Origin of the sequence: Rhodomicrobium vannielii ATCC 17100 (assembly GCF_000166055.1) — a bacterium.
Classification (GTDB): domain Bacteria; phylum Pseudomonadota; class Alphaproteobacteria; order Rhizobiales; family Rhodomicrobiaceae; genus Rhodomicrobium; species Rhodomicrobium vannielii.
Genome location: NC_014664.1, coordinates 145,471 through 161,193, shown reverse-complemented (window position 1 = coordinate 161,193; position 15,723 = coordinate 145,471). Strand labels below are relative to the sequence as shown.

14 protein-coding genes are annotated in these 15,723 nt (G+C 62.8%); 7 read left to right on the top strand and 7 right to left on the bottom strand.

Annotated features, from left to right (window positions below; genetic code table 11):
* Window positions 1–14: 14 nt before the first annotated feature.
* Both RVAN_RS00665 and pxpB read right to left on the bottom strand, forming a co-directional pair.
* Window positions 15–1,052 carry a biotin-dependent carboxyltransferase family protein gene (locus RVAN_RS00665; RefSeq protein WP_013417831.1) on the bottom strand — a complete coding sequence of 346 codons (1,038 nt, stop codon included), beginning with the start codon at window positions 1,050–1,052 and terminating at the stop codon, window positions 15–17.
* Window positions 1,049–1,801: a 5-oxoprolinase subunit PxpB gene (pxpB, locus tag RVAN_RS00660; protein ID WP_013417830.1), complete on the bottom strand. Its 753-nt coding sequence runs from the start codon at window positions 1,799–1,801 to the stop codon at window positions 1,049–1,051. The genes RVAN_RS00665 and pxpB overlap by 4 nt, the downstream gene beginning before the upstream one ends.
* 94 nt (window positions 1,802–1,895) lie before the next feature.
* On the opposite strand from pxpB, the gene RVAN_RS19915 reads away from it, so the two are divergent.
* The 6 genes from RVAN_RS19915 to RVAN_RS00635 all read left to right on the top strand — a co-directional run bounded on the left by RVAN_RS19915 (window position 1,896) and on the right by RVAN_RS00635 (window position 6,495).
* Complete coding sequence (locus RVAN_RS19915) at window positions 1,896–2,327, top strand: hypothetical protein (RefSeq protein ID WP_155942306.1); 432 nt, start codon at window positions 1,896–1,898, stop codon at window positions 2,325–2,327.
* A gap of 121 nt (window positions 2,328–2,448) precedes the next feature.
* On the top strand, window positions 2,449–2,862 hold the full coding sequence (locus tag RVAN_RS00655) for a MucR family transcriptional regulator (protein WP_013417829.1): 414 nt from the start codon (window positions 2,449–2,451) through the stop codon (window positions 2,860–2,862).
* Between the two features lie 197 nt (window positions 2,863–3,059).
* A complete protein-coding gene (locus RVAN_RS00650; RefSeq protein ID WP_013417828.1) occupies window positions 3,060–3,587 on the top strand; it encodes a PAS domain-containing protein in 528 nt (175 codons plus the stop codon).
* 113 nt (window positions 3,588–3,700) lie between these two features.
* On the top strand, window positions 3,701–4,213 hold the full coding sequence (locus tag RVAN_RS00645; RefSeq protein WP_013417827.1) for a GNAT family N-acetyltransferase: 513 nt from the start codon (window positions 3,701–3,703) through the stop codon (window positions 4,211–4,213).
* Between the two features lie 80 nt (window positions 4,214–4,293).
* Window positions 4,294–5,121 (top strand): HesA/MoeB/ThiF family protein, encoded by an 828-nt coding sequence (locus tag RVAN_RS00640; RefSeq protein ID WP_013417826.1) that lies wholly within the window; start codon window positions 4,294–4,296, stop codon window positions 5,119–5,121.
* Window positions 5,122–5,289: 168 nt separating this feature from the next.
* Complete coding sequence (locus tag RVAN_RS00635; RefSeq protein WP_155942305.1) at window positions 5,290–6,495, top strand: lytic murein transglycosylase; 1,206 nt, start codon at window positions 5,290–5,292, stop codon at window positions 6,493–6,495.
* A 209-nt stretch (window positions 6,496–6,704) separates the two neighbouring features.
* Here the strand turns inward: RVAN_RS00635 and secA are convergent, their stop codons facing one another.
* The 5 genes from secA to RVAN_RS00610 all read right to left on the bottom strand — a co-directional run bounded on the left by secA (window position 6,705) and on the right by RVAN_RS00610 (window position 13,191).
* Window positions 6,705–9,560, bottom strand: coding sequence for a preprotein translocase subunit SecA (gene secA / locus RVAN_RS00630; RefSeq protein WP_013417824.1), 2,856 nt, complete (start codon window positions 9,558–9,560; stop codon window positions 6,705–6,707).
* A gap of 247 nt (window positions 9,561–9,807) precedes the next feature.
* On the bottom strand, window positions 9,808–10,431 hold the full coding sequence (locus RVAN_RS00625) for a LysE family translocator (RefSeq protein WP_013417823.1): 624 nt from the start codon (window positions 10,429–10,431) through the stop codon (window positions 9,808–9,810).
* Between the two features lie 212 nt (window positions 10,432–10,643).
* A complete protein-coding gene (locus tag RVAN_RS00620; protein ID WP_049779154.1) occupies window positions 10,644–11,084 on the bottom strand; it encodes a (deoxy)nucleoside triphosphate pyrophosphohydrolase in 441 nt (146 codons plus the stop codon).
* Window positions 11,065–12,315 carry a bifunctional glutamate N-acetyltransferase/amino-acid acetyltransferase ArgJ gene (argJ, locus tag RVAN_RS00615; RefSeq protein WP_013417821.1) on the bottom strand — a complete coding sequence of 417 codons (1,251 nt, stop codon included), beginning with the start codon at window positions 12,313–12,315 and terminating at the stop codon, window positions 11,065–11,067. Before argJ ends, RVAN_RS00620 begins: the two co-directional genes overlap by 20 nt.
* Window positions 12,316–12,339: 24 nt before the next feature.
* Window positions 12,340–13,191, bottom strand: a complete 852-nt coding sequence (locus RVAN_RS00610; RefSeq protein WP_013417820.1) for a peptidylprolyl isomerase — start codon at window positions 13,189–13,191, stop codon at window positions 12,340–12,342.
* Between the two features lie 302 nt (window positions 13,192–13,493).
* Between RVAN_RS00610 and RVAN_RS00605 the strand changes: the two genes are divergently transcribed.
* Window positions 13,494–15,698, top strand: coding sequence for a catalase (locus RVAN_RS00605; protein ID WP_013417819.1), 2,205 nt, complete (start codon window positions 13,494–13,496; stop codon window positions 15,696–15,698).
* Window positions 15,699–15,723 lie beyond the last annotated feature (25 nt).

The window sequence follows — 15,723 nt, the reverse complement described above, 5'->3', positions numbered from 1 at the left end:
GCGCGATGCATCGCTTATATCTCGCCGCCCTCGCCCGCCGTTACGCCGCCGATCAGGTTTTCGCCGAGGAGACGTTCGGCGGTGAGCGCGCTGTCGGGCACGGGTTTGAGGCGTGACGGCAGCGCGGCGAGCCACTCGGTGCGGGCCTTCAGCGCTGCTACCGCCTCTTCACGACCGACCTCAGCGAAGCGCACCGCCATGCCCGCCACAAGCCGCCCTGCCGCCGCGATGTCCGCTCCGATCACGGTCGCGATGCGCGGATAGCCGCCCGTCGTCTGCCGGTCCGCGAGCAGGAGGATTGGCTGCCCGTCTGGTGGCACCTGAAGCGCGCCCGCAGTGGTCCCTTGCGACGGCACCTCGCCTGGCTTCGCGCGGTCGAGCGGTTTGCCGTCGAGGCGCAAGCCCATGCGATCGGACGCGGGCGTGACCGTGTACGCGCCGCCGAGCAGCGCTTCAAACGCACTCGCCGCGAAATAATCCGCGTTCGGGCCGCGCATGATGCGGAGGCTTTTCGGCGCGTCGAAGCTCGCGTCGAGGTGAAGCGACGGCGTGCCGGGCGCGGCCTCCCGCATCAGCGGAATCATGTCGCCCGCCCGAAGCGCGCGGCCTTCGATACCCCCGAGCCGGGCGCGCATGTAAGTCGAGCGGCTTCCGAGCACTGCGGGGATGTCGAAGCCGCCCGCAGCCGCGATATAATAGACCGCGCCATTTTTCGGCGGTGGAAACCGCAGCACCTCGCCGCGATGCGCTGTGAAGCTCCGCAGCGGCGCGACGGAAACGGCCGCCCCCGCCCTTTCGATGCGAAGCCGCGCCGCGCAGCCCGCCACGGCGAGCGTCACGCCCTCGGCGTGGACGCGCAGGCGAAGCCCCGCACCCATCACTTCGATCGCGGCGCTTTCCGGCGTGTTGCCCGCGAGGATATTCGCCGCCGCAAGCGCCTCTGGATCGAGCGCGCCCGACACAGGAACGCCGAAACGCTGCCAGCCGACGCGCCCGCGATCCTGGATGGTTGCGGCGAAACCGGGATCGACGATTGTCAGCGCGGGCCTCACGCTGGAGCCTCGGGTGTAGGCAACCAGCCCGCGGCGACGCGGCGACGCAGCGCTTCCGCTTCTACCGCATCGATTGCCCTGAAGCGGACGCTGTCGCCGGGCCGAAGCAGCGGCTCGGCTCGCCGCGCCATGTCCCACATGGGCACCGGCGTCCACCCGATCAGGTGCCAGCCGCCGGGGCTATCCAGCGGATAAACCGCGGTCATGTCCGCCGCTATCGCAATCGACCCGGCGGGCACGCGCGCACGGGGGCTGGCCCGGCGCGGCAGGCGAAGCCGCTCGGGCAGTTCGGCGAGATAGGCGAAGCCCGGAAGAAAGCCGAGCATCGAAACGACATAGGTTTCGCTCGCATGAAGAGCGGCGGCGTCGCCCTCCGAAAGCGCGGCCTCGCGGGCGACATCGCGAAGGTCGGGGCCAGAAACGCCGCCATAGACGCAAGGGATCGTCCACAGACGCGCTGCGGCGCCCGCTCCGAGCGGTATCGCGCACGCCGATTCAATGGCCGCGACGAGGCGTTCCTTCGTCAGGACAAGAGGATCGTAGCAAATGGTGAGAGAAGAAAGCGCCGGTATGCTTTCCCGATAGCCTTCGAGATGGCTGCCATGCAGCCTCTCCGAGATTTGAAGGATGGCAAGACTGACCGTTTTGCTGTAGCCAACGCCAAATTCCACGAGCACGGCACTTTCGCCGCTGTCATATACCCTTGGTTGGAGCGATGAAGGGGCGACAACCTCGTCTTCTATCGGCATATAGGCATCAGCCCGTGAGTTGAAGCGGGGCGGATCAAAACGCGAGGCGCGAATACAGCAACCGCGTGCGCAATCCGCGACGGCATAAAACCTCGTGTCTTCGAAAAAATTCTTTGATGAAATTAGTTTCCTATCGGACCTAATACAAGCGTTTCTCCTCAATCAAAATGGCGTCAACCCTCAAGGTTGCGGTCACAACGCGAAGCAAGCCGGAAATATAGGTCCCGGCAGCCAATGCCACGCTAGGGATTTTTTCCCAAACGGCACGCAACTTTCAGGAGAGCAGACACGGCCGAAACTGTGGCCCGATGATTTCCGCTGCGTTACCGCTGCGACATTGCGTACACGCGAAGCAGAGTTTCCGAAGCCAAAAAAAACGGTCTGCTTTCGGGAAGAAGCGCTCAATCTGCGTACAAAATTTGGGCCAAATTCCTTGAATGAAATCTTGAGTGGTGGCTATCATATGATATATAGCATGTATTCCGTTCAAATCCGAAAGGCAGACGATTGTGAAACAAGCAAATAAGGTCAAGGATCTCAGCGCAAAACGTAAAGCCGAGTCGCGCTGGCTTGACAAAGCGGAAATCCAGAGCAATTCCTACAAAGGATTGGAAAGTGCAGCTCAAGGCCGAATTAGGAGCCCGCAAATGCTTGATGAAAAATTCGAGAATAACGAGCTGGTAGATTTTACGACACAAATCGTTTCCGCCTATGTTAGCAATAACGCGGTTGTCGCAGGTGACTTGCCCAGCCTCATCGGCGAGGTCCATTCTGCCCTTACTCGCGCTTCGTCGAATGTCGTTATCGTGCCGAAGGAAGAGCTGAAGCCTGCCGTCGCTGTGAAGAAATCGTTGACGCCGGACTACATCATCTGTCTCGAAGATGGCAAGAAGTTTAAGTCGCTGAAGCGACACTTGCGCACGCATTATAATATGTCGCCCGAAGAATATCGGGAAAAGTGGGGTCTGGAACCGAATTATCCGATGGTCGCCCCCAAATACGCCGAAGCTCGCTCCAATCTTGCCAAGAAAATGGGCCTCGGTCAGCGTAAGGGCCGCTAGAGAGCCCCTTCACCGGACACTTCCTTCCTCAACGACCTATTGCCGCCGCTGCTCCGCCCCTCGAACACCTCTTCTTTGATTTGGGGGGCGCAGCCCGGTTCGAATGACTTGCGCTGCAACATGCAAATCACCGATAGTTCGCGAAACATGGTGATCGGCGCTGGTGGCGGACCCGCGCGCGGACATCGGAGGGTTGGATGGCTTCGGAAATCTCTTTCCGGGCGCAGGTTATTATGCGCGAGCAACAAGAGCTTTACGGCTATTGGCGGGCCTGCGCGCAGTCGCGTCCGCTGCCGTCGCGCTTCGACATAGACCCGATCGCGATTCCTCATCTTCTGTCGGGCCTGAGCCTTCTCGACTGCGGCGACGATCTCGAGTCGCTGCGCTACAGGCTGGCCGGCACGCGAGTCGGCGAGATTTATGGCGCGGAAATCACCGGGCGCGCGGTTTTCGACATCGGCTTCCAGCACAAGCGCGATTATTGGCGCACGGTTTACCGCAGCGTCATTGAAGACCAACTGCCCATGCAAGGAACGGTGCGCGGTCCCGCAGCGGGGCGTGAACATCTGCTCCTGATCTGGCTGCGTCTCCCGTTGAGCGGCCTTTCAGGCAAGGTGGAGCGCATCCTCGGCTACGACGCCGCAGTCCCCGCAACCTTCGCACACGGCGCGCCGCAGGCGCATATCGTCGGAGAGCGAGTCGAAAAGCGGCGCGCACGGCTGTAGTGCCCGGAAAGACCGGTGCCGGTTGTGTGACAGATCCGCTCAACCAGAAATCTTCCGGACGCTTGCAATTCCATCGAGCGATGAAGCTCTAACGCCGCATTGGAGGTCGCACCGTGACCACGCCAACGATAAGAGACGAGGCGACAGGAGACGAGGGAACAATCCGCTCCATCACGACGGCCGCGTTCGTCACCGTGCCCTACAGCCAGGGAACCGAAGCAGCGATCATCGACGCGTTACGGCGCGATGAAGCGCTGACTGTTTCGCTGGTGGCGCTCGATGAAGGCGAGATTGTGGGGCACATCGCTTTCTCCCCCGCCACAATCGATGGCGAGCAGCGCGGCTGGTTCGGCGTCGGTCCCCTCTCCGTGCGGCCGGACCGACAGAATCGCGGCATTGGCGGGTCGCTTGTCCGGGCCGGGCTCGAACGGCTCCGCGCATTGGGCGCGAAGGGTTGCGTGCTGGTTGGTAAGCCGAATTATTACGAGCGCTTCGGCTTCAAGGCGGATGCGCGGCTCACACTCGACGGCGTTCCTCCGCAGTATTTTCAAGCTCTGAGCTTCGGCGGCGAGTTACCGAGAGGCTCTGTATCGTTTCATCCGGGCTTTGGCGCGAAAGACGAATAAAGTACGGCGGCGCGCTCGTGATGACTTACGCGGCCGCGATTCACGCATAAATAAAGCGCGACACCCGGCCGACAAGGATCATGACCACGCTCTCGCCCGAAGAAATCGAGCGCTATAAGCGCCATCTGCTCGTCAAGGATATCGGCGGACAGGGCCAGCAACGGCTGAAGGCTGCGCGCGTGCTGATCGTCGGCGCGGGCGGCCTCGGCTCGCCGTTGCTGATGTATCTCGCGGCGGCGGGCGTCGGCGCGCTCGGCATCATCGACGACGACCGCGTTTCGCTCGGAAATCTTCAGCGGCAGGTCGCCTATCGCACCGACGACATTGGCGCGCTGAAGACGGACCGCGCGGCGGCGCTCGTGCACGCGCTCAACCCACATGTGGAAGTCGAGGCGATGCCGTTCCGCCTCACCGCCGAAAACGCGCTCGCCGTCGTCTCGCGCTACGACATCGTGGCCGATGGCTCGGACAATTTCGCGACGCGCTATCTGGTGAACGACGCGTGCTATTTCGCGATGAAGCCGCTCGTCTTCGCCGCGCTCGGCCAGATGGAGGGCTACGTCTCCACTTTCCGCGCCTACGAAATGGACGAATCAGGAACACCACGCCCAAGCTATCGCGACCTCTTCCCCGAACCGCCCGCACCGGGCGAGATCCCGACGTGCGAGGAAGCGGGCGTGCTCGGTCCTGTGGCGGGCGTCATCGGCACGTTGCAGGCGGTTGAGGTGGTGAAGTCGATCCTCGGACTCGAAGGCACGCTCGTCGGCAGGCTTCTCATCTATGACGCGCTCGTCGGCCGGTTTCAGACCATTGCGCTGAAATGGGACGCGAATAATCCGCTGACGGGCCTTGCCCCTTCCATCCGCGACCTGTCGATTCACGCCGCCGATTCCGAACAGCGCGCGTGATCGCCTTTGTTTTGCCTCACTTTCGGTCGGGATTCGCGCGATCACGCTTTGGCGCGGCCGCCGTCTTCCGGCAAGGTCCGATGTCTATAGACAGTGATATGTCAGAGGCGGCCTGAAATGCGCCGTTTCGACCTCGATTTTCCAATGATGCTCGACTGGAGGTTAGCGATGAGACGCTCCGTATCCCGAATGATGATTGCGAGCCTTCTCGTCGCCGCGAGCGCGAGCGGCGCTTCAGCTGCACCTTGCTCCACGTCGAGCGCCGGGTTCGACCGCTGGCTTTCGCAGTTCAAGGCCGAAGCACGCAGCCAAGGGCTTTCCTCGCGCGCGCTCTCCGCGCTCGACGGCGTCACCTTCGACCAGAGCGTCATCAACAAGGATCGCGGCCAGAGCGTCTTTTCGCAAAGCTTCCTCGAATTTTCCGACCGCATGGCCGCCAAATACCGCATCGAGAAGGCGCGCCAGCTTATCGGCGGCAAGTACAAGCGGGAGTTTGACCGCGCGGAGCGCGAGTTCGGCGTGCCAGGTGCCATCATCAGCGCGTTCTGGGCGCTCGAAACCGATTTCGGCGCAAACAACGGCAATATGGAAACCGTGCGCTCGCTCGCGACGCTTGCCTATGACTGCCGCCGACCTGAGAAGTTCCGCGAGGAACTGCTCGATGTGCTGAAGATCATCGATCGCGGCGACCTCAGCGCCAGCGAAATGCGCGGGCCGTGGGCGGGCGAGCTTGGCCAGACGCAGTTCGTCCCCTCGGTCTACCTCAAATACGGCATCGATTACGATGGCGACGGCCATGCCGACCTCATCCGCAGCGCGCCGGACGTGATCGGCTCATCGGCAAATTACCTGAAGGCGCTCGGCTGGCGACGCGGCGAGCCTTGGCTCAAGGAAGTGCGTGTGCCGGAAAGCATGGACTGGAGCCAGGCCGACCTCACCATCCAGCACCCGCTCAGCGAGTGGCAACGCATGGGTGTGCAACTTTCGGGCGCCGAGCGTGTGAACGGCGACCTTCCCGCGTCCCTGCTCCTGCCGATGGGGCGCAATGGCCCGGCCTTCCTCGCCTTCGATAATTTCAAGGTGTTCCTCGAATGGAACCAGTCGCTCATTTACGCGACGACGGTGGCCTATCTCGCGACCCGCATCGATGGCGCGCCGCCGGTGTCGCGCGGGCGCGGCGTGAGCGCTTTCGGCTATGAGCAAACGAAGGAGCTTCAGAGCCTCCTGCGCGCGAAGGGCTACGATGTCGGCGAAGTTGACGGCAAGCTCGGCCTTCTCACCCGCGCGAGCGTCAAGAAGGTGCAGCAGAAGCTCGGCCTGCCCGTGGACTCCTATCCGAGCCCGGAACTGGTCTCGCGGCTGCGCGGGCGTTAGACTCAAAGCGACTTACGCGCGGCGGTTCACTCGCGCCTGCGCGGGTGATCGGCTGCGCCTGACATGATTGCGACTTGTCACTGGTGCGAAGGCTCCAAGCTTTTGCGCGAGAGCACGGCCCCAAGGCAGCGCCCCGTTTGCGCAGCTGGCTTGCTCTCATAAAAAAGGCCGGGTTTCCCCGGCCTTTTTTATGTTGTATGTGCTGACCGCTACTCCGCGGCGGTCGCGGCAATAGCGCCGTGACAATGCTTGTACTTCTTGCCCGAACCGCAGGGGCACAGCGCGTTGCGCGCGACCTTGCCCCACGTCGCCGGGTTGTTCGGATCGATTGCGGGCGTCTTTCCGCCACCGCGCGGAGCCGACGCCTTCGCTGCGGCGGGCGCGGACGGCTTCGCGCCACCCTGCTTCGCGGACGCCCGACGATCCTGCCTCGACTGCGGCCCGGCTTCGGCCTCGGCCTCGGACAAATCGGCGCCCGTGATCGGATCTGCCCGGAACATCTGAAGCTCGGGAAGTTCGGTCTGCGTATAGTCTTCAGGCTCAGCAAGTTGAACGTGCATGAGTTGGCCGGTCACTTCCCGGCGCAGGCGCGACAGCATGCTCTCGAAAATCTGGAAGGCTTCGCTCTTGTATTCATGGAGCGGATCGCGCTGGGCATAGCCGCGCAGGCCGACCGCCTGACGCAGATGCTCAAGGCTGACGATATGCTCGCGCCAGAGATGATCGAGCGTCTGCAACAGGATCGCCTTCTCGATCTGACGCATATTTTCCGAGCCGACATCCGACGCCTTGCGCGCCGCAGCCGCATCGGCTTTCGCGAGAAGCCGCTCCTCGATCTCCTGCTCCGCGATGCCTTCCTCGGCAGCCCATTCCTCGACGGGCAAATCCATGTCGAAGACGGCCTTGAATTCCTCGCGCAGGCCTTTCACGTCCCACTGCTCGACGAACGCCTTCGCCGGGATGTGGGTCGTCACGAGATCCTGCACGACTTCGCGCCGCATGTCGGCAACGGTCTCTTCAACCGTCTCTTCCTGCATGAGATCGATGCGCTGCTCGAACACGACCTTGCGCTGGTCGTTCATCACGTCGTCGTATTTCAGCACGTTCTTGCGCATGTCGAAGTTGCGCGCTTCAACCTTCTGCTGCGCCTTTTCGAGCGCGCGGTTGATCCACGGATGCGCGATCGCCTCGCCGTCCTTGATGCCGAGCTTCCGCAGCATGAAGTCCATGCGGTCGGTGCCGAAGATGCGCATCAGGTCGTCTTCTAGCGAGAGGTAGAAGCGCGACGCACCCGGATCGCCCTGACGGCCCGAACGGCCGCGAAGCTGGTTGTCGATGCGGCGACTTTCGTGGCGCTCCGTGCCAAGCACGTAGAGGCCGCCAGCGGCGAGCGCCTGATCCTTCTTCGCCTCGATGTCGGTGGCGATCTTGTCGCGCTCCGCCTTGATCTCGTCCAACGTCGGCTCGACGCCCGCTGCGCGCTTCTCCGCAACCCACGCCGCAATCTGCATGTCCGCGTTGCCGCCGAGCTGAATATCCGTACCGCGACCCGCCATGTTGGTGGCGATGGTCACGGCGCCCGGCATGCCCGCCTGCGCGATGATGAAGGCTTCCTGCTCGTGGTAGCGCGCGTTCAGCACCTGATGCGGCACGTTCAGCGGCTTCAGCATCTCCGAAAGCGTTTCCGACTTCTCGATGGAGGTGGTGCCGACGAGGATAGGCTGACCGCGCTTGGCGCAATCCTGGATCAATCGGATGATGGCGCGGTATTTCTCTGCGGCCGTGCGATACACCTCGTCGTCCGAGTCGATACGGCACATCGGGCGGTTGGTCGGGATCTCCACGGTTTCGAGACCGTAGATGTCGAGGAACTCCTGCGCCTCGGTGATGGCGGTGCCGGTCATGCCCGCCAGCTTTTCATAAAGGCGGAAGTAATTCTGGAAGGTGATCGAGGCGAGCGTCTGGTTTTCCGGCTGGACGTCCACGCCTTCTTTCGCTTCAAGCGCCTGATGCAGGCCTTCCGAATAGCGGCGGCCTTCCATCATCCGGCCCGTGAACTCGTCCACGATGACGACCTGCCCCTTGCGGACGATATAATCGCGGTCCTTCAGGAACAGCTTGTGCGCGCGCAGCGCCTGGTTGACGTGATGAACAATGGTCACGTTCTCGGCGTCGTAGAAGGTGGAATCCGGCTCGATGAAGCCCGCTTCCTGCAGGATCTCCTCGATGCGCTGGTTACCCTCTTCGCTGAAGGTCACCGCGCGCTGCTTCTCGTCGAGATCGTAATGCTCCTTGCCGAGCTTCGGAATGAGCTTGTCGATGCTGATGTAGAGGTCTGACTTGTCCTCTATCGCGCCGGAAATGATGAGCGGCGTGCGCGCCTCGTCGATGAGGATCGAGTCCACTTCGTCGACGATGGCGAAGGCGTGTCCCTGAAGCTCGGGCGGACGGCCGCCGAATTGCACCATCTCGTCGACGGTGTACTTCATATTGTCGCGGAGATAATCGAAGCCGTATTCGTTGTTCGTCCCGTAGGTGATATCGCAGGCATAGGCGGCTTTGCGTTCGACGTCGTCTAGTTCGTGGGTGATACAGCCCACTGTGAGGCCGAGGAAGCGGAAGATCTGCCCCATCCACTCGGAGTCGCGTTTCGCAAGGTAATCGTTCACCGTGACGACGTGCACGCCACGCCCCGACAGCGCGTTGAGATAGGCTGCGAGCGTGGAGACGAGCGTCTTGCCTTCGCCCGTCTTCATTTCGGCGATCTTGCCCGAATGCAGCACCATGCCGCCGATGAGCTGCACGTCGAAGTGTCGCTGGCCGAGTGTGCGCTTGGCGCCCTCGCGCACGGTGGCGAAGGCTTCGGGAAGCAGCTTGTCGAGATGCTCGCCGTTCGCGAGGCGTTCGCGGAATTCGACGGTTTTCGCACGCAGCTCATCGTCCGAGAGCGCCTGGAACTTTGGTTCCAGCGCGTTGATCGGCGCGACCCTCGATTGAAAACTCTTCAGGAGCCTGTCGTTGGAACTGCCGAAGATCTTGGTTGCGAGCGCGCCAAGAGAAACCATGTTGCCGAGCCTCACTGCCTCGCCAGGAAAATGCAGTCCGGAGATTAAGGGACCGCTGCCAGAGCGCCTTTTCTTTTTTGGCGATGGCTTTCTTACGGGCTGTTTGCGAAATTGACCGGGAGAAAGTGTCCCTTCTCCTCATGGCACGAGAAATAAGCAGACGCAGCGGCGCTGTCAACGCGCCGCGACGGCCTGTCCAAGGGTTGCACGTGTGCTTTTCGCCGCCGCAAGCTTTACCGCGCCCTCGTCAGGACGCCGGGCGTCGCGCGAAAGCGAGAGCGACGCCGAAGGCCACCATCATAGACCCGCTCACGCGGTTGATCCATCGTGACGCACTGCCGCCTTGCGCGAGGCGGCCGATGCGCGAGCCGATCAGGGCGTAAATCGCGATAGCAGGAACTTCGAGAATAAGAAAGACCACCCCGACGAGGAGGAAGCTTCGCCAGTAATCGCTCTGGTCCACGAACTGCGGCAGGAAGGCCGTGAAGATGAGCATAGCCTTCGGGTTGCTGGCCGCGACGAGAAATTCCTGCCGCAGAAAACTGCCGGGAGCTTGCGTGCTGTCCTTTGGCGCAGCGAGCGTGTCGAAACCCTTGGCGATGATGAGCCGCACGCCGATCCATACGAGATAGGCCGCGCCGAGGAGCTTCACCGCCGTGAACGCCGCCTCCGATGCCATCAGGAGCGCGCCCATGCCAGCCGCCGTGATCGCGATCATGACGGCGAAGGCGACGAGCCTTCCCGGAGCGGCGGCAATCGCGGGCATCACACCGTGACGCGCGCCGATGGTGAGCGAAAGGAGGTTGTTCGGCCCGAACGCCATGTTGAGCGCGAAGCAGGCCGGGAGGAAAACGGCAAACGAAGTTGACATCGGCGATCCACCGGAAGGGCGCCAAACGGACGCGTGCCTGTGAATGGGCAACCTAAACCCGCCGCCAGGCATGCTCAAGGCCGGTCTAAGCCACGTCCCAAGGTTTTGTTTGAGCGTGATCCTTGTCGCAAGCCGACGACCGCATTTGCGGATCGCGCAGCTTCGCCGTGGCATTCGCTCGAAAGCCGCCGCTCAAGCCTGCGGGCACCCGGCTAAAGCCAATCCTGCAGTATCGGCACGAGCGGCACGTCGGCGGCCGGCATCGGGTAATCGCGCAGCTTGTCGCGGCGCACCCACGCCAGCGTCTGCCCTTCGAGCGGGCGAACCATGCCGTTCCAGTTGCGGCAGATATAGAGCGGCATCAGGAGGTGGAACGTCTCGTAGGAGTGGCTCGCAAAGGTGAGCGGCGCGAGGCAGCGCTGCGGCACCTCGATGCCGAGTTCTTCCTTCAACTCGCGGATGAGCGCGGCCTCGGGAAGCTCGCCTGCCTCGATCTTGCCGCCGGGAAATTCCCACAGTCCGCCCATCGGCTTGTGCGCGGGGCGCTGCGCGAGCAACACGCGGTTGTCCGCGTCGATCAGCGCCACCGCCACGCACGTCACAAGCTTGAGCCCCGGCGATGCGGGGGAGGCGTCAGCTCCGGTAGTCGGCATTGATGCGGATGTAGTCATAGGTTAGGTCCGAAGCCCATACGGTTGCGCGTCCCGGCCCGCCCGCGCCGCAATCGACGCGGATCTCGATTTCGCCGCGCTTCATATAGGCGCTGCCCTGCTCCTCCTTGTAATCGGGGTCGCGCAAGCCTTCCTTCGCCACCTGAATGTCGCCGAACCAGATCGACAGCCGGTCGCGGTCGGCCGCTTCGCCCGAACGGCCCACCGCCGCGACGATGCGTCCCCAGTTCGCGTCCTCGCCCGCAACAGCCGTCTTCACGAGCGGCGAATTGCCGATGGTCATGCCGATGCGATGCGCGGCCTCGTCGCTCTCCGCGCCTTCGACGTGGATCGTCATCAACTTGGAGATGCCCTCGCCGTCCTTCACCACCTGAATGGCGAGGTCGTGTAGCAGCGACAGGAGCGCCGCCGAGAACGCCGCCGCTTCGGGATCGTCCGGCCCGGCGATCTTGGGCGCGCCCTTGGCTGCGGCTTCACCCGTCGCGAAGATGAGCAGCGTGTCGCTCGTCGAGGTGTCGCCATCGACCGTCACGGCATTGAACGTCGTCTTCACGTGGCGGCGCAGAAGCTCCGTCAACACGTGGCCTTCGACCGCCGCATCGGTGACAATGAAAGAGAGCATCGTCGCCATGTCGGGCTGGATCATGCCCGAACCCTTGGCGATGCCGTTCAGCGTGACGGGCACGTTGCCGACGAAGGCGCGGCGCGTGGCCACCTTCGGATAGGTATCGGTTGTCATGATGGCGCGCGCGGCGTCGTGCCAGAGGTCTTCATTCGCCTCGCCCGCCATCTTCGACAGGACGTGACTGAATTTCGTGGCGTCGAGCGGCTCGCCGATGACGCCCGTGGACGCGATGAACACGCGCTCCGCTTCGAAGCCGCCCGCCTCGCCCGCGAACGCCGCCGTTGCCTCCACCGCCTCGCGCCCGCGCTGGCCGGTGAACGCATTCGCATTGCCGGAATTGACGACGAGCGCCCGCGCGCTTGCGTGCTGAAGCTGCTCGCGACACCAGTCCACCGCCGCCGAGGACGTCTTCGACCGCGTCAACACGCCGCCCGCCTGCGTCCCTTCCGGGAACAGCATGAGCAACACGTCGGTGCGGTTCGCATATTTTATGCCCGCCTCCGCGACCGCGATCTTCACGCCCGCGATCGGCGGCAGGGGCACGAGTTCGCCGGGCGCGAACGGCGAAACCTTGGTGATACTCGCCATGAACCCGGCTCCTTTCGTTAACGGCTATTTCTGCTGCGTCGTCGTTTCGATCGCGGCAGCCTTGGCGTCTTCTTCGATGGCCTTCTTCAGCTCGGGATCGACGATTTCCACCTTAGCGGATGAACGCAGCTTCTGCACGGTTTCGCGAAGCTGATTCTGCACCAGAGAGGCGACGATCTGATCCTTCACCTCGTCGAAGCTCGGCACCGGCCGGTTCCGCTTGTCCTCGACCTTGATGACATGCCAGCCGAATTCGGACTGAACGGGATCGGAAATCTGGCCGGGCTGAAGCGCAAAGGCCGTGTCCTCGAACACCTTCACCATCTGGCCCTTGGAAAAATAACCGAGGTCGCCGCCGGTGTTCGCGCTTGGGCCGTCCGCGCTCTTCTTGGCAAGCTCGTTAAAGTCCGCGCCGCCCTTGAGCTGCTTCACGAGGTCTGCCGCTTCTTCCTTCGTCTTGACGAGGATGTGGCGCGCGCGCACTTCCGGCTCGGGCTTCAGCTTGGCGATCTGCTCGTCATAGGCGGCCTTGGCCTGTGCGTCGGTGATCGCATCGCGGACCTTCTTCTCATAGAAGGTGTCGCGCAGTGCCCGCAGCTTGTAATAGGCGGCGCGCTCCTCGAAATCCTTGGCCGCGTCGAGCTTGTCCTTCGCCGCCTCGCTGGCGAAAAGATGCGCCTCGACGAGATATTCGACCAGCACGCGACGGCGGCTTTCAGCGGGGAGCCCGGCGATTTCCGCACCGACCTCGGCTTCCGCGAAGGCGATTTCGGCTTCCGTGATGTCCGTTCCGTTGACGCGCGCGACCGGGGCCGCCTGCGCCATTTGCGCGCCGAATGCCAGCACAGCGGCGCTCAGTAAAATCCTTGCATTCACGATGGAAACTCCTCGCCCTTAGGGAAACGTCGAACTGTTGTCTTTGCGGCAACTTATGTTTTTCGCCGCTTTTAAGACCCGTCGCTCTGGATGGGAAGCACGATCTTGCGGTTATTAAGGCGTTTCAATCTTCCCGAAATATTGGTCGCGGCTCGGCCCAAGCACCTGAAATAAGCTAAGTCCAAGGCGGAACAAGCTTTTTCTGGAACGGTTCTGCTTTCTGATGACCGGCACGGCTCTGCGCGACAAGCCAAATCCACAGTTTCCGACGCGCTCCGATGCCCTTGAGGAGGCAGCGATCCATGGCGAAGACGAAAAGCAACGGCGACTACACGAGCGTCGCCTACGGGCAGGAAAAAATTTTGCGGGGCGAAGGCGGCGAAACCCATCAGGTGGCGGGCGGCGATGTGCCCGTGCTCACGACGCAGCAAGGCGTGCCCGTTGCCGACGACCAGAACTCGCTGAAGGTCGGCGCGCGCGGACCGACCATTCTCGAAGATTTTCACTTCCGCGAGAAAATCTTCCATTTCGACCACGAGCGCATTCCTGAGCGCGTTGTGCACGCGCGCGGCTACGGCGCGCATGGCTATTTCGAGACGACGGCCTCGCTCGCCGATGTCACGAAGGCCGACATCTTCCAGCGCGTGGGCGAGAAGACGCCCGTCTTTGTGCGCTTTTCCACCGTGGCGGGCGCGAAGGGCTCCGTCGACCTCGCCCGCGATGTGCGCGGCTTCGCGGTGAAGCTCTACACGAAGGAGGGCAACTGGGACATCGTCGGCAACAACATCCCGGTGTTCTTCATTCAGGACGCGATCAAGTTTCCCGACTTCGTGCATTCGGTGAAGGAAGCGCCCGACCGCGCCTTCCCGCAGGCGGCGTCCGCGCATGACAATTTCTGGGACTTCATCTCGCTCAGCCCCGAAAGCATGCACATGGTGATGTGGGTGATGAGCGACCGCGCCATCCCGCGCTCCTTCCGCTTCATGGAGGGTTTCGGCGTCCACACCTTCCGGTTCGTGAACGCGGAGGGCAAATCCACCTTCGTGAAGTTCCACTGGAAGCCGAAGCTCGGCCTGCAATCCGTTGTCTGGAACGAGGCCGTGAAGATCAACGGGGCGGACGCCGACTTCCACCGCCGCGACCTTTGGGACGCGATCGAGAGCGGCAACTTTCCCGAATGGGAGCTTGGCGTTCAGCTTTTCGACGACGCCTTCGCCGACAAGTTCGCGTTCGACGTCCTGGATGCAACAAAAATCATCCCGGAGGAGGAAGTGCCGATCCGCGTTGTCGGTCGCCTCGTGCTCGACCGCATGCCGGACAATTTCTTCGCCGAAACCGAGCAGGTGGCGTTCTGCACGCAGAATATCGTGCCTGGCGTGGACTTCACGAACGACCCGCTACTTCAGGGCCGCAACTTCTCTTATCTCGACACGCAGTTGAAGCGGCTCGGTTCGCCGAACTTCACCTTCCTGCCGATCAACGCGCCGAAATGCCCGTTCGCGACCTTCCAGCAGGACGGCCACATGACGATGCGCAATCCGCGCGGCCGGGCCAATTACGAGCCGAACTCATGGGGCGGCGAGAAGGGCGGCCCGCGCGAATCGCCGGAAAAGGGCTTCAAGACCTTCCCCGAAGAGGTGGCTGGAGAAATGCGGCGGCTGCGAGCGGAGTCTTTTGCCGACCACTACAGCCAGGCGCGGCAGTTCTACATCAGCCAGACCGAGATCGAAAAGCAGCACATCGCCGACGCCATCACGTTCGAGCTGTCGAAGGTTGAGACGCCCGCGATCCGCAGCCGCGTCGTCTCGCATTTGCTCAACATCGACGGCGAGCTTGCGAAGAAGGTGGCGACGGCGATCCGATTGAAGGAAATGCCCAAGCCCGCAGACGCCGCGAGGCCGACGCGCACCGACCTGAAGGAGAGCCTCGCCTTGAGCATCGTGAAGAACGGCCCGAAGCGCTTCGAGGGCCGCAAGCTCGGCATCCTCATCACCGATGGCGTGGACGCGAACGCGCTCGCCGACCTGAAGAAAAGCTTCGCGGCGGAAAAGGCGCTCGTGGAGATCATCGCGCCGGAGGTCGGCGGTGTCAGCGCCAGCGACGGCACATGGATCGAGGCGAAGCAGCGGCTCGATGGCGCGCCGTCCGTGCTTTACGACGCGGTCGCGATCCTCGCCTCGCCCGATGGCGGTGCGCAGCTCGTGCATCATCCCTCAGCGCGCGACTTCGTAGCCGACGCCTTCGCGCATCAGAAGTTCATCGGCTGGCATGGCAATATCACGCCCCTGTTTTCAAAAGCGGGCATCGCCGACGAGCTTGATGGCGGTGTGGTTCAGCTCAAGGGCCCGGACGACGCGCGCGTGTTCGCGGAGCGCTGCGCCGGGCTTCGCTTCTGGCCGCGCGCCGAGAAGTTCAAGGCCGGTTCGAGCAAGCCGCTTGCCGCAGGCACCGCGTCGAAGAAAAACGGCAACGGCGGCAAGAAGAACGGCGGCGGAGGGATTAAATAGGCAGCAAACGCCGCGACGCCCTGGC